Genomic DNA, 12,899 nt, shown 5'->3' with positions numbered 1-12,899 from the left:
ATACTCTGCGCTAAACCTTTCTACCCGAGTCTGCGATGCCCCGGCCCAACCGCCACACACTCTTCCCCTTCCTCGCCTGGCTCCCGCGTCAGACCCGCGCCAGCGTCGGCCGGGATGCGATGGTGGGCCTCAGTGGCGCGATTCTCGCCTTGCCGCAGTCAATTGCCTACGCACTGATCGCCGGTCTCCCACCCGAATACGGCCTGTACGCCGCGATCATCCCGGTGCTGATCGCCTGCCTCTGGGGTTCCTCCTGGCACCTCATCTGCGGCCCCACGGCGGCGATTTCCATTGTGCTATACGCCAGCGTCAGCCCCTTGGCCGTGCCGGGTTCGCAGGACTACATCACCCTGATCCTGCTGCTCACCTTCCTCGCCGGTGTTTTCCAGTGGCTGCTGGGTATGTTGCGCTTTGGGGCGCTGGTGAATTTCGTTTCCCATTCGGTAGTGCTCGGTTTCACTCTCGGTGCCGCCGTGGTGATCGCGCTGGGACAATTGCCCAATCTGCTGGGGCTGGATTTGCCGAGCCAGGCCACGGCGATCAATAGCCTGCTGGCACTGGTCCATCACAGCGGCGAATGGAATCATGCCTCACTCATCCTCGGGCTCGGCACCTTGCTGGTGGGCGCACTGCTCAAATACCTTGTGCCACGCTGGCCGACCCTGTTGATCGCACTGGCGCTCGGTAGCCTGGTGGCGTGGCTGTGGCCGGCAATGTTCGGGCATGTGGCGCTGGTCAGTTCGTTTATCGGCAAACTGCCGCCGTTCAGCCCGTTGCCCATGGACCTGGATGTGATCTTGCGCCTGCTGCCGAGCGCAGTGGCGGTGGGCATGCTGGGGCTGGTGACCAGCCTGTCGATCGCCCGCTCGCTGTCGGCGCGTTCGCAGCAATTGCTCGACGCCAACCAAGAGGTTCGTGCGCAGGGCTTATCCAATATCGTTGGCGGATTTTTCTCCGGGTATTTGTCAGCCGGCTCCTTTACCCGCTCCGGCCTCAGTTATGAGGCGGGCGCCTGTTCGCCATTGGCGGGCGTGTTTTCCGCGCTGTGGGTGGCGCTGTTTGCGCTATTTGGTGCGGCATTGATCGCCCATATTCCGATCCCGAGCATGGCCGCCAGCATCTTACTGATCAGCTGGGGGCTGGTGGACCGTCGTGGCATTCGCGCGTTATTGCGCGTCAGTCGCGCCGAGTTCGTGGTGATGAGCCTGACCTGCGTCGCCACCTTGCTGCTGGAGCTGCAAACGGCAATTTACGCCGGGGTGTTGGCGTCGCTGTTTTTCTACCTCAAGCGCACCTCGCAGCCACGGGTTCAGCAATGGCGTGATGGTGATGAGGACGTGCTGCGAGTAGGCGGTTCGATCTTTTTCGGCGCCAGCCACTACCTGCAAGTGCGCCTGCAAAGCCTGCAGGGCGAACGGGTGGTGATCGAGGCGCAACAGATCAACTTTATCGACTATTCCGGGGTGGAAATGCTGCACCAGGAGGCGCGGCGCTTGCGTGGGTTGGGTCGAAGTCTGACGCTGCGCCGGGCAAGGCCGCAGGTGGTGGAGGAGTTAAAAAAACTGGAAGGACCTGACAATTGCCCTATCAATTTCCAGGATTGAACAGAATTAAAATTGTGGGAGCGGGCTTGCTCGCTCCCACATTTAGTTCTGTATCAGCCCAGCTGGCGGCGTAGTTCAGCCAATACGGGCGCCGAGTCCGGGCGCACGCCGCGCCACAGGAAAAAGGCTTCCGCCGCCTGCTCCACCAGCATGCCCAGGCCATCCATCGCCACGGATGTGCCTTGTTCAGTGGCCCAGCGGCAGAACGCCGTCGTCTCCTTGGCGTACATCATGTCGTAGCAAAATGTCTTGCCCGGTTCGATCAGGCTGCCGGCAATCGGCGGTACATCGCCTGACAGGCTGGCGGACGTGGCGTTGATGATCACGTCCACCGGCTCACGCAACCAGTCGAAACCACTGGCGGAGACCGGGCCCAGGTCGTCGAACAACTCGGCGAGCATTTCGGCCTTTTCCACCGTGCGGTTGGCGATGATCAGCGAGGCGGGTTGCTCGGCCAGCAGGGGTTCCAGCGCGCCACGTACCGCGCCACCGGCACCCAGCAGCAGGATGCGCTTGCCTTGCAGACTCAACCCGGCATTGATCGTCAGGTCGCGCACCAGGCCGGCGCCGTCGGTGTTGTCGCCCAACAGGCTGCCGTCGGCCAGTTTGCTCAGGGTGTTCACCGCGCCCGCGCGTTGGGCGCGTTCGGTCAAGGTATTGGCCAAACGGTAGGCGTCTTCCTTGAACGGCACAGTGACGTTGGCGCCACGGCCTTGCTGAAAAAACTCACGGGCACAGCCGGTGAAATCCTCCAAGGGCGCCAGCAAGGTGCTGTAGTCCAGTTGCTCGCCGGTCTGCTCGGCGAACATTCGGTGGATCAATGGCGACTTGCTGTGGCCGATTGGGTTGCCGAACACGACATAGCGGTCCATCAGACAGCCGCCTTGGACACGGCAAGGCCCAGCCAGTCACGGTCCTGCAGGAAGTAGTCGGTGAGGCGCGCTTCTTCGCTGCCGGCCTCGGCCTTCCAGTCGTAGCTCCAGCGTACTTGCGGCGGCAGGGACATCAGGATGGACTCGGTACGGCCGCCCGATTGCAGGCCGAACAGGGTGCCACGGTCGTAGACCAGGTTGAACTCAACGTAGCGGCCACGCCGAAACTCCTGGAATTCACGCTGCTGCTCGGTGTAAGCGACGGCCTTGCGGCGTTGCACGATCGGCAGATAAGCGTCGATGTACGCATCGCCGATGGCGCGGATGAAGGCGAAGCAGGTGTCAAAGTCCCACTCATTCAAGTCATCGAAGAACAGGCCGCCGATGCCGCGTGGTTCGTTGCGGTGCTTGATGTGGAAGTAGGTATCGCACCAGGCCTTGTAGCGCGAGTACACGTCCGGTCCAAATGGCGCACAGGCCTGCTCGGCCACACGGTGCCAGTGGATGCAGTCTTCTTCGTTGCCGTAGTAAGGCGTAAGGTCGAAACCGCCGCCGAACCACCACACCGCCTCTTCGCCTTCTTTTTCAGCGATGAAAAAGCGAACGTTCGCGTGGGAAGTCGGTATGTGGGGATTGTGCGGGTGTATCACCAGCGACACGCCCAAGGCCTCAAAGCCACGACCCGCCAGCTCCGGACGATGCGCGCTGGCGGACGGTGGCAAACCGTTGCCAAACACGTGGGAAAAGTTGACGCCGCCTTTTTCGATCACCGAACCGTTTTCGATCACACGGGTGCGCCCACCGCCGCCGGCAGGCCGGGTCCAGGCGTCTTCGATAAAGCGAGTGTCCGTCTCGAAGGTTTCCAGGGCGCTGCAAATACGGTCTTGCAGGTCAAGCAGGTAGGCCTTTACAGCCTCGGTGCGGGTAGTCATGGCATCACCTTGAATCGGGCAAAGCTACGCGAGGCCATTGGGCGTCGGCGGCAAATGGGTGCACAGGATACCACTGCACCCGGTGGCGCCGCAGTTGACGAAGATCAAGCTTAGGAGTGGGATAGTGGGCTACGCGAATTCGACCCAAGGAGAAGGCAGATGGCAAAACGTATCCAGTTTAGCGCCCATGGCGGCCCCGAAGTGCTTGAGTATGTGGACTACACGCCGGTAGAGCCCGGCCCGCAGCAGGTTCGCGTGCGTAACGAGGCGATTGGCCTGAACTTCATCGACACCTATTTCCGCAGTGGCCTGTATGCGCCGCCGGCGCTGCCATCGGGATTGGGCGCAGAGGGCGCCGGTGTGGTCGACGCGGTCGGCAGCGAAGTCACTCAATTCAAGGTCGGCGACCGCGTGGCCTACGGCAGCGGCCCGCTGGGCGCCTACAGCCAACTGCATGTGCTGCCCGCCGCCAACCTGGTGCACCTGCCGGACGACATCAGCTTTGAACAAGCCGCCGGCGCCATGCTCAAGGGCCTGACCGTGCAGTACCTGCTGCGCCAGACCTATGAGCTGAAGGGCGGCGAAACCATCCTGTTCCATGCAGCGGCCGGTGGCGTCGGCTCCCTGGCCTGCCAATGGGCCAAGGCCCTGGGCGTTAAGTTGATCGGCACGGTCAGCTCGCCGGAAAAGGCCGCGCTGGCCAAATCTCTCGGTGCCTGGGAAACCATCGACTACAGCAAGGAAAACGTCGCACAGCGTGTGTTGGAATTGACCGACGGCAAAAAAGTGCCAGTGGTGTATGACGGCGTCGGCAAGGATACCTGGCTAACGTCGCTGGACAGCGTGGCGCCGCGTGGGCTGGTGGTGAGCTTCGGCAATGCGTCAGGCGCGGTGGATGGGGTGAACCTGGGGATCCTGGCGGCCAAGGGCTCGCTGTACGTCACCCGACCGACCTTGGCGACCTACGCGAACAACCCGCAGAACCTGCAGGCGATGGCGGATGACCTGTTCTCGATGATCAAGAGCGGCAAGGTGCGCATTGATATCAACCAGCGGTATGCGCTGGCGGAAGCGGCGAAGGCGCAGACAGAGTTGTCGGGGCGGAGGACTACTGGGTCGACCATTCTCCTGCCATAAGGCTATGGATCTCCAGGGTCAGTGAGGACCTCTTCGCGAGTAAGCCCGCGCCTACATTTGAATGGGTTCACAAATCAAAATGTGGGAGCGGGCTTGCTCGCGAAGGCCACAACTCGGTCTCAGGAAGGCCGCACCACTTCGCCCGTCACCAGATCGCGAATCAGGCTCGGGTTCTTGCGTCCACCCAAGGCACCACCCAACACCAGGTCTACCTGGCCACGGAAATACTGCTCCACGCGAATCCGCGAGCGTGCGGCCGGGCGGCCTTGTGGGTTGGCCGAGGTAGAAATCAACGGCCCCACCAGCGAACACAAGTCCCGCACCAGCGGATGGTCAGTCACCCGCAGCGCCACGGTGTCGTGCACACCCGTGACCCATTCCGGCAACAAGTCCTGATGGGGCACCAGCCAAGTGTTCGGCCCTGGCCAGGTGCTGGCCATGCGGTCGATCCAGTCCTGTGGGAAGTCTTCGAACAAAAAGTCGAACTGACGGATGTTGTCCGCCACCAGGATCAAGCCCTTGTCCACCGAACGGTTCTTGATGGCGAGCAAACGGTCCACTGCTTCTTCGTTCCACGGGTCGCAGCCCAGGCCCCAAACCGCTTCGGTTGGATAGGCAATCACCGCGCCTGCGCGAATTTCTCGTGCGGTTTCCAGCACACGCCACCGGTTGACCATTGTTCACTCTCCAGAATAAAGCTCTGCGCAGTTTACCGATCTTCCTTACAAAACCTAGCGGCGCGCAAGCCAGCGCCCGCTTTCGCAGATGACCTGGCCTTCCAGCTCCAGTTCGGTAAGCGTCGCCAGCACCTGGGACAACGGCCGTCCGCTGGCAATCGCCAGGGCCTCACTGGTGTGGGGCGCCGCGTGCAGCAGCGCCACCATCGGATGGACAACTGGCATCGGCGCCGGCCGCGACAGTGCCTGCCAACCACGTAAACCTTCCAGGATGTGCTCGATAGTCTCCACCAGTACCGCGCCATCGCGGATCAACTGATGACAGCCCTTGGCGCCAGGGTGATGGATCGAGCCCGGAATCGCATATACCTCTCGCCCCTGCTCCGCCGCCAGTTTCGCCGTGATCAGCGAGCCGCTGGCCATGCTGGCTTCCACCACCAGCACGCCCAGGGACAGGCCACTGATGATCCGGTTGCGTCGTGGAAAGTTACCTGCCTGGGGCGGCGCGTCCAGGGGAAACTCGGAAACCACGGCGCTACCTTGGTCAATCATCGCCTCCGCCAGCCGTCGGTTGCGTTGTGGATAAAAATTTTCGAGCCCAGTGCCGAGCACCCCGATCGTCTGGCCGCCCACATCCAATGCCGCCTGATGGGCAGCGCCGTCGATTCCTAAAGCCAAGCCACTGGTGATGACAAAACCAGCGCTTGCCAAACTACGAGAAAAGGCAGCCGCCGTGTCCATGCCGGGACGCGATGCACGACGGCTGCCAACCATCGCCAGTTGCGGTTTTTCCAGGATTGCAGGGTCACCGGCGACGAATAACAGAGGCGGTGCGTCATCAATCTGGGCAAGCAGTTCGGGGTAGTCCGGCTGGTCCCACATCAGCAATTGCTGGCCTGGGCACGCCAACCAGGCCAATGCCGCGCTGGCACCGTCGCGGATTTCATGGCTGCGCCGGGCATCGGCGCTGATGGCCGGTAGTCCAAGTGAACGCCAGGCACTGGCAGGCGCGCTAATGGCTTTTGAGGCAGAGCCGAACGCTTCGATCAACAAGCGAAAACGTTTCGGACCTAGTTCCGGCAGCCTGTGCAAGCGTAGTCGGGCCTCCAGTTCTGAGGGGGATATTTCGTGGTTGTTTGTCGGATACATCTGATCTTCCTTGACCGGAACAAGCTGTGGATAACTCTGTTGGTAACTTATTTAGCAGGCTATTTATTGTGTTTGATGGGCAGTCTCGAATCGGTCCATCACAGCCAGCGGTCGTGAGGCATTGAGGACCAGCCCGTAACTGAGTTTTTCGTAGGTGCGAAACACAAGCAGGGTGCCCGCGCGTTCATCAGGAAGTTTTGTCGAAGCACCCGTGAGGGTGTCGCGGACGGTGGCGCCGGTTTTGATCACACTGAGCAGTTGGCCCTCGACCAAGCCATCGCGACGCCCCTTGTTCAGAGTTATGGCATCGAGCACCCCAATCTGGGTGACGCCCTTGGGAATATCGATGATTTGTCCTTCAACGAAGGGCGCTGCTGGCGAGATCGCAAGGGCTGCCGGGTCGACGGGAGGTTGCACCCGTAGCAGGCGGTCACCGGGTCGCACCTCCTGGGTAACGCGCTGCACGGCCAAGGTGGTGAGGTCGCCAGCGGTGACGAAACGGGCGGTGCCGATATCGTAGGCGTTGATCCCCAACAGCTCTCGGGTTTGCGGGTCGGTGTAGGCCTTGCCGCGTCGGAAGATTCCGTAAATGGGCTGGGAAGGGTCCAGATTACCCCTCGCATGCACCCGCTCGTCATTGGCGCCAAGCACCCTGCCAGCATCGGCAGCCACAATGTACGGCGCATTATCCAGATCCTGGGGCGTATCAAGAATGCGGTTATGCAGTAAGAAGCGCTGGATGGCCTGTTGCGACAGTGGGTCCAGACGCTGGGCGGGAGGGGGCAGCAGGGCCATGGAAAACGGGGCCCACAGCAGCAAGACGAGTAGCGATTTCCTCATGGGGTGAATCTCCTTTATTATGTGCGTTCGCGTGAAAACAGCTTGGCCTTCGCGGCTTTTAAGGGTTTCACACCGGTCGTGTGGGTCCATCCCAACGCCCATTTGCCTCTACCTCACATGTGCAGCAATTACGCTTATGGCTATTTTGAACATCCTCGAATTCCCCGACTCGCGCCTGCGCACGATCGCCAAACCGGTGGCCGTAGTGGACGACAAGGTTCGTCAGTTGGTCGATGACATGTTTGAAACAATGTATGAAGCCCCGGGTATCGGCCTCGCCGCGACCCAGGTCAACGTTCATCAGCGCATCGTGGTCATGGACCTGTCGGAAGATCGCAGCGAACCGATGGTGTATATCAACCCGGAGTTCGAACCGCTGACCGACGAGATGGGCGAGTACCAGGAAGGCTGCCTCTCCGTGCCGGAGTTCTACGAGAACGTCGAGCGCCCGCTGCGCGTGAAGATCAAGGCCCTGGACCGCGACGGCAAGCCGTTCGAGCTGGTTGCCGAAGGCTTGCTGGCGGTGTGCATCCAGCACGAATGCGACCACCTCAACGGCAAGTTGTTTGTCGATTACCTGTCCACGCTCAAGCGCGACCGGATCAAGAAGAAGCTGGAAAAAAAGCATCGCCAGCAAGCTTGATGCCCTCCTTCCAAAGGCTTGCTGCGGCAAGCCTTTTTCTTTTGTGACTGCTTTTAACCGAGACCTCCCATGACCGAGCCACTGCGCATTGTTTTTGCCGGCACGCCTGAATTTGCCGCCGAACACCTCAAGGCCCTGCTTGCCAGCCCTTATGACATCGTCGCGGTGTACACCCAGCCGGATCGCCCCGCCGGTCGTGGGCAAAAATTGATGCCGAGCCCGGTCAAGCAACTGGCGCTGGAGCACAACATTCCCGTGCTGCAACCGCCGACCCTGCGCAACGCCGAAGCCCAGGCCGAACTGGCGGCCCTGAAGCCGGACCTGTTGGTAGTCGTTGCTTATGGCTTGATCCTGCCTCAGGCAGTGCTGGATATCCCGAGCCTGGGTTGCATCAACAGCCATGCCTCTCTGCTGCCACGCTGGCGCGGTGCGGCGCCGATCCAGCGCGCCGTGGAAGCTGGCGACAGCGAAAGCGGCGTGACCGTGATGCGCATGGAAGCAGGCCTGGACACAGGCCCTATGTTGCTCAAGGTCACCACCCCGATCACCGCCCAGGACACTGGCGGCAGCCTGCATGACCGCCTTGCCGAGCTTGGCCCGCCCGCTGTCATCCAGGCCATCGCCGGTCTGGCTGTCGGCACTCTGGAAGGTGAAGTGCAGGACCACAGCCTGGCCACCTACGCCCACAAGTTGAACAAAGACGAAGCGCGCATCGACTGGAGCCGCCCAGCCGTGGAGCTGGAGCGCCTGGTGCGCGCCTTCAACCCTTGGCCGATCTGTCATAGCACACTCAACGGCGAAGCCATGAAAGTGCTGGCCGCCACCTTGGCCGACGGAAAAGGCGCTCCCGGTGAGATTATCGGCGCCAGCAAGGACGGCCTGTTGGTTGCCTGCGGTGAACAGGCGTTGTGTCTGACCCGTCTGCAATTGCCCGGCGGCAAAGCGCTTAATTTCAGCGATTTGTTCAACAGCCGTCGTGAGAAATTCGCCATGGGCACCCTCCTCGGGGCCGCCCAATGAACCCACGTCTGGCCGCCGCCAAGGCTCTCGCCGCCGTCCTGAATGGCAAGGCTTCGCTGAACAGTTCGTTGCCAACCCAACTGGACAAGGTTGAAGACCGCGATCGCGGTTTCACCCAGGACCTGGCCTTTGGCACGGCACGCTGGCAGCCACGCTTGTCGGCGCTGGCGACCAAGTTGCTGCAGAAGCCGTTCAAGGGGGCCGACGCGGATGTCGAGGCGCTGCTGCTGGTGGGCCTTTATCAACTGCTCTACACCCGCGTGCCCGCTCACGCCGCTATCAGCGAAACGGTCGGGTGCGCCGACAAACTGAAAAAACCCTGGGCCAAGGCCCTGCTCAACGCCGTGCTGCGCCGCGCCCAACGCGAAAGCGAAGCGCTGCTGGCCGAGTTGGAACATGACCCGGTTGTGCGCACCGCCCATCCGCGCTGGCTGCAAAAATCCCTGAAGGCGTTCTGGCCTGAGCAATGGGAAGCCATCTGCGCGGCGAACAATGCGCACCCGCCGATGATCTTGCGGGTCAACCGTCGTCATCACAGCCGTGATGCGTACCTGCAATTGCTCACCGACGCCGGTAACAACGCCACACCGTGCGTGTACAGCATCGACGGCATCGTGCTCGAAGCCGCCACTGATGTGCGCAGCCTGCCGGGCTTTGCCGAGGGCTGGATCAGCGTGCAGGATGAAGCCGCGCAACTGGCCGCCGACCTGCTCGACCTGGCACCGGGTCAACGTGTGCTCGACGCCTGCTGTGCGCCGGGCGGAAAGACATGTCACATCCTGGAAGTCGAAAAAGACCTGGCCGGTGTGGTCGCCGTCGACCTGGAAGCCAAGCGCCTGGTGCGCGTGCGCGAGAACCTGGCGCGCCTGGGTCTCAGCGCCGAGCTTATCGCCGCCGACGGCCGTGACACCGCCACCTGGTGGGACGGCAAACTGTTCCAGCGCATCCTGCTCGATGCACCGTGTTCCGCCACCGGCGTAATCCGCCGCCACCCGGACATCAAGCTCACCCGCCAACCCGACGACATCGCCGCATTGGCCGTGCTGCAAGGCGAGCTGCTCGACGCGATGTGGCCGACTCTGGAAGTCGGCGGCATCCTGCTCTACGCCACCTGTTCCACCTTGCCGACCGAGAACACCGAGGTGATCCAAGCCTTCCTCGCCCGCACCAGCGGTGCCCGGGAGCTGGACCTCGCCACCACGGCCGGCATCAAGCAGCCCCACGGCCGCCAATTGCTCGCGCAAGAAGGCGGACACGATGGCTTCTACTACGCCAAACTGATCAAGATCGCCGCCGCGCGCGGCTGAATGGTTTTAAGGGAGTGACCGGATGAAAATCATCATCCTTGGGGCAGGGCAGGTCGGCGGTACGCTGGCCGAACATTTGGCCAGCGAAGCCAACGACATCACTGTGGTCGACACCGATGCCGAGCGCCTGCGCAACCTTGGCGACCGCCTCGACATCCGTACCGTACAAGGCCGCGCATCGTTCCCGACGGTATTGCGCCAGGCCGGTGCCGACGATGCTGACATGCTGGTGGCCGTGACCAACAGCGACGAAACCAACATGGTCGCCTGCCAGGTCGCCCATACCCTGTTCCACACCCCGACCAAAATCGCCCGCGTGCGCGAAGCGGCCTACCTGACCCGCGCCGGGCTGTTCGACAACGACGCGATTCCCGTCGACGTGCTGATCAGCCCGGAACAAGTGGTGACCCACTACATCAAGCGCCTGATCGAAATTCCCGGTGCCTTGCAGGTGATCGACTTTGCCGGCGGCAAGGCGCAACTGGTCGCGGTGAAGGCCTACTACGGCGGCCCGCTGGTGGGCCAGCAACTGCGCCAACTGCGCGAGCACATGCCGAATGTGGAAACCCGCGTAGCGGCGATTTTCCGGCGTGACCGCCCGATCCTGCCCCAGGGCGATACAGTGATCGAGGCCGACGACGAAGTGTTTTTCATCGCCGCCAAGGCGAATATTCGCGCGGTCATGAGCGAAATGCGCCGCCTCGACGAGACCTACAAGCGCATCGTCATCGCGGGTGGTGGGCAGATTGGCGAACGCTTGGCCGAAGCCATCGAAAGCCGTTATCAGGTGAAGATCATCGAGATGAGTCCGGCACGTTGCCGGCATTTGTCTGACACTCTCGACAGCACCGTCGTACTGCAAGGCAGCGCTTCGGACCGCGACCTGCTGATGGAGGAGAACATCGCCGATGCGGATATTTTCCTGGCCCTGACCAACGATGACGAAGCCAACATCATGTCGTCGTTGCTGGCCAAGCGGCTGGGGGCGAAGAAGGTGATGACCATCATCAACAATCCCGCCTACGTGGACCTGATCCAGGGCGGCGATATCGACATCGCCATCAGCCCGCAGTTGGCCACCATCGGCACCCTGCTGGCCCACGTGCGCCGTGGCGATATCGTCAGCGTGCACTCCCTGCGCCGGGGCGCGGCGGAAGCCATTGAGGCGATTGCCCATGGTGACTCGAAGTCGAGCAAGGTGATCGGCAAGGCCATCCGCGATATCGGCTTGCCACCGGGCACCACCATTGGCGCGATCATTCGTGATGAAGAGGTGATCATTGCCCACGACGATACGGTGATCGAAACCGGTGACCATGTGATTCTGTTTCTGGTGGACAAGAAACATATCCGCGATGTGGAGAAACTGTTCCACGTGGGGTTGAGCTTTTTCTGATTAAGCGGAGAGAACCGATGCTGGAGTCCCTGGAAAAAATGCTCGCCAAGGGTGTGGATAATTCCCTGCTACGGTTTGGTCTGGGCAAGGGTTATCTGGACTTGAGGGACAACGCCAAGGCGGCGGAGCATCTGCAGAAGTGCGTCGAGTTCGATCCGAAGTATTCGGCGGCATGGAAGTTGTTGGGTAAAGCGCAGCTGGGGCTGGAAGATCGTGCAGCGGCGCGGCTGGCGTGGGAGAGGGGCATCGAGGCGGCCCAGGCCCATGGCGACAAACAGGCCGAAAAAGAGATGGCGGTGTTTCTGAAGAAACTCGACCGCCAGGCTTAAGCGGATCCAAATGTGGGAGCAAGCCTGCTCCCACACTGGTTTTGCGTCGACCTTAAGTCAGTCGCGAATCAATACCACCGCTCTTCACCCGGCGGGCGTTTCTTGAAGCGCTTCATGCTCCACATGTACTGGCTCGGATAAGCCCCGACATACCGCTCCACCACCTTGCTCATCGCCGCGCAGGACGTGGCGGTGTCGGTGCTGTACATGTCTTCCGGTGCCGCTTCCAAAATCACTTTGTAACCCGAACCGTCCGGCAGCCGCAGCGCATGCAGGAACACACCCACCGCCTTGTGGCCCGCCAGCATGTTCGGCACGAATTTGCTGGTCAGCGCCTGGGTGGCAAAGAACGGCACGAAGATCCCGGCCGATTCCGCCGGCTCCGGGTCGGCAGGAATACCCACCTGTCCGCCCTTGCGCACTTCCTTGATCACGCTGAGGATGCCTTCCTTGGTCGACGCCGCCACCCGGTTGCCCAGTTGCACGCGTTGCCTGCGCAGCAATTCGTCCACCGCCTTGAGCTTGGGCGGGCGGTAAAAAATAATTGGTTTGCATTGGCTGCAATAGAAGTGGTTCAACACTTCCCAGTTGCCCAGGTGGCTGGTGATGCCGACCACGCCTTTGCCCGAAGCCAGGGCTTCGTGCAGCACTTCCAGGCCTTCGACTTCACGCACCAGGTCGATGGAGCGCTGGGCCGGCCAGATCCAGGCGCAGGCGCTTTCGGTCAGGGACTTGCCGATGTCCATCAGGCTGCGGCCGACCAGCGCTTCGCGCTCAGCGGGGTCCATGTCCGGGAAACATTTGGAGAGGTTGATCCGCACGGTATCGCGGGAACGGTTGGGGGTTTTCCACATGATCCAGCCAATGGCCGTGCCGACGGCCTGGACAGCGCGCCATGGCAGCAGGGCAAACAGCCGGAGAGCGCCTACCAGCAAGGCGCCTTTAAACTTTTCCACAGGTCACTCCTGATCGTGTGTGGTGCGCAAAGTCGGC

At 61.7% G+C, this 12,899-nt stretch carries 13 protein-coding genes; 7 read left to right on the top strand and 6 right to left on the bottom strand.

Annotation, left to right across the window (positions count from 1 at the left end):
* Positions 1-35: 35 nt before the first annotated feature.
* Positions 36-1,604, top strand: a complete 1,569-nt coding sequence (locus LVW35_RS00120) for a SulP family inorganic anion transporter (protein ID WP_233893097.1) — start codon at positions 36-38, stop codon at positions 1,602-1,604.
* Positions 1,605-1,657: 53 nt separating this feature from the next.
* On the opposite strand, the gene aroE is transcribed toward LVW35_RS00120, so the two are convergent.
* Positions 1,658-2,476 (bottom strand): shikimate dehydrogenase, encoded by an 819-nt coding sequence (aroE, locus tag LVW35_RS00115; protein WP_233893096.1) that lies wholly within the window; start codon positions 2,474-2,476, stop codon positions 1,658-1,660.
* Positions 2,476-3,408, bottom strand: coding sequence for an oxygen-dependent coproporphyrinogen oxidase (hemF, locus tag LVW35_RS00110; protein ID WP_233893095.1), 933 nt, complete (start codon positions 3,406-3,408; stop codon positions 2,476-2,478). Before hemF ends, aroE begins: the two co-directional genes overlap by 1 nt.
* Positions 3,409-3,567: 159 nt before the next feature.
* On the opposite strand from hemF, the gene LVW35_RS00105 reads away from it, so the two are divergent.
* Positions 3,568-4,545, top strand: a complete 978-nt coding sequence (locus tag LVW35_RS00105) for a quinone oxidoreductase family protein (protein ID WP_233893094.1) — start codon at positions 3,568-3,570, stop codon at positions 4,543-4,545.
* 119 nt (positions 4,546-4,664) lie between these two features.
* Here LVW35_RS00105 and LVW35_RS00100 read toward each other — a convergent pair whose 3' ends face one another.
* From LVW35_RS00100 to LVW35_RS00090, 3 genes are all read right to left on the bottom strand, one after another.
* Complete coding sequence (locus LVW35_RS00100) at positions 4,665-5,222, bottom strand: L-threonylcarbamoyladenylate synthase (protein ID WP_010207742.1); 558 nt, start codon at positions 5,220-5,222, stop codon at positions 4,665-4,667.
* Between the two features lie 54 nt (positions 5,223-5,276).
* The gene (dprA, locus tag LVW35_RS00095) at positions 5,277-6,371 is read right to left on the bottom strand and encodes a DNA-processing protein DprA (RefSeq protein ID WP_233893093.1); all 1,095 of its coding nucleotides are present in this window, start codon (positions 6,369-6,371) and stop codon (positions 5,277-5,279) included.
* A gap of 63 nt (positions 6,372-6,434) precedes the next feature.
* On the bottom strand, positions 6,435-7,211 hold the full coding sequence (locus tag LVW35_RS00090) for a peptidoglycan-binding protein (protein ID WP_233893092.1): 777 nt from the start codon (positions 7,209-7,211) through the stop codon (positions 6,435-6,437).
* Between the two features lie 136 nt (positions 7,212-7,347).
* Between LVW35_RS00090 and def the strand changes: the two genes are divergently transcribed.
* The 5 genes from def (at position 7,348) to LVW35_RS00065 (ending at position 11,906) form a co-directional block, all read left to right on the top strand.
* Positions 7,348-7,854, top strand: a complete 507-nt coding sequence (gene def, locus LVW35_RS00085; RefSeq protein WP_233893091.1) for a peptide deformylase — start codon at positions 7,348-7,350, stop codon at positions 7,852-7,854.
* A 69-nt stretch (positions 7,855-7,923) separates the two neighbouring features.
* Positions 7,924-8,874 (top strand): methionyl-tRNA formyltransferase, encoded by a 951-nt coding sequence (gene fmt, locus LVW35_RS00080; RefSeq protein WP_233893090.1) that lies wholly within the window; start codon positions 7,924-7,926, stop codon positions 8,872-8,874.
* Entirely contained in the window at positions 8,871-10,181 is a 1,311-nt protein-coding gene (rsmB, locus tag LVW35_RS00075; RefSeq protein ID WP_233893089.1) for a 16S rRNA (cytosine(967)-C(5))-methyltransferase RsmB, read from the top strand. The genes fmt and rsmB overlap by 4 nt, the downstream gene beginning before the upstream one ends.
* A 22-nt stretch (positions 10,182-10,203) precedes the next feature.
* Positions 10,204-11,577, top strand: a complete 1,374-nt coding sequence (gene trkA / locus LVW35_RS00070) for a Trk system potassium transporter TrkA (RefSeq protein ID WP_065875588.1) — start codon at positions 10,204-10,206, stop codon at positions 11,575-11,577.
* A gap of 17 nt (positions 11,578-11,594) precedes the next feature.
* Positions 11,595-11,906 carry a hypothetical protein gene (locus tag LVW35_RS00065; protein WP_233893088.1) on the top strand — a complete coding sequence of 104 codons (312 nt, stop codon included), beginning with the start codon at positions 11,595-11,597 and terminating at the stop codon, positions 11,904-11,906.
* 68 nt (positions 11,907-11,974) lie between these two features.
* Here the strand turns inward: LVW35_RS00065 and LVW35_RS00060 are convergent, their stop codons facing one another.
* Positions 11,975-12,862, bottom strand: coding sequence for a lysophospholipid acyltransferase (locus tag LVW35_RS00060; RefSeq protein WP_233893086.1), 888 nt, complete (start codon positions 12,860-12,862; stop codon positions 11,975-11,977).
* Between the last annotated feature and the right edge of the window lie 37 nt (positions 12,863-12,899).

The organism is Pseudomonas sp. HN11, assembly GCF_021390155.1.
Taxonomy (GTDB): Bacteria; Pseudomonadota; Gammaproteobacteria; order Pseudomonadales; family Pseudomonadaceae; genus Aquipseudomonas.
This window is presented reverse-complemented; position numbering and strand designations above follow the sequence as displayed.

Bases quoted from the DNA above. Each gene is read 5' to 3' on its own strand.
- rsmB (WP_233893089.1), top strand. From the start codon at position 8,871: ATGAACCCACGTCTGGCCGCCGCCAAGGCTCTCGCCGCCGTCCTGAAT.
- LVW35_RS00065 (WP_233893088.1), top strand. From the start codon at position 11,595: ATGCTGGAGTCCCTGGAAAAAATGCTCGCCAAGGGTGTGGATAATTCC.
- fmt (WP_233893090.1), top strand. From the start codon at position 7,924: ATGACCGAGCCACTGCGCATTGTTTTTGCCGGCACGCCTGAATTTGCC.
- LVW35_RS00090 (WP_233893092.1), bottom strand. From the start codon at position 7,211: ATGAGGAAATCGCTACTCGTCTTGCTGCTGTGGGCCCCGTTTTCCATG.
- LVW35_RS00105 (WP_233893094.1), top strand. From the start codon at position 3,568: ATGGCAAAACGTATCCAGTTTAGCGCCCATGGCGGCCCCGAAGTGCTT.
- dprA (WP_233893093.1), bottom strand. From the start codon at position 6,371: ATGTATCCGACAAACAACCACGAAATATCCCCCTCAGAACTGGAGGCC.
- LVW35_RS00100 (WP_010207742.1), bottom strand. From the start codon at position 5,222: ATGGTCAACCGGTGGCGTGTGCTGGAAACCGCACGAGAAATTCGCGCA.
- def (WP_233893091.1), top strand. From the start codon at position 7,348: ATGGCTATTTTGAACATCCTCGAATTCCCCGACTCGCGCCTGCGCACG.
- LVW35_RS00120 (WP_233893097.1), top strand. From the start codon at position 36: ATGCCCCGGCCCAACCGCCACACACTCTTCCCCTTCCTCGCCTGGCTC.
- trkA (WP_065875588.1), top strand. From the start codon at position 10,204: ATGAAAATCATCATCCTTGGGGCAGGGCAGGTCGGCGGTACGCTGGCC.
- hemF (WP_233893095.1), bottom strand. From the start codon at position 3,408: ATGACTACCCGCACCGAGGCTGTAAAGGCCTACCTGCTTGACCTGCAA.
- aroE (WP_233893096.1), bottom strand. From the start codon at position 2,476: ATGGACCGCTATGTCGTGTTCGGCAACCCAATCGGCCACAGCAAGTCG.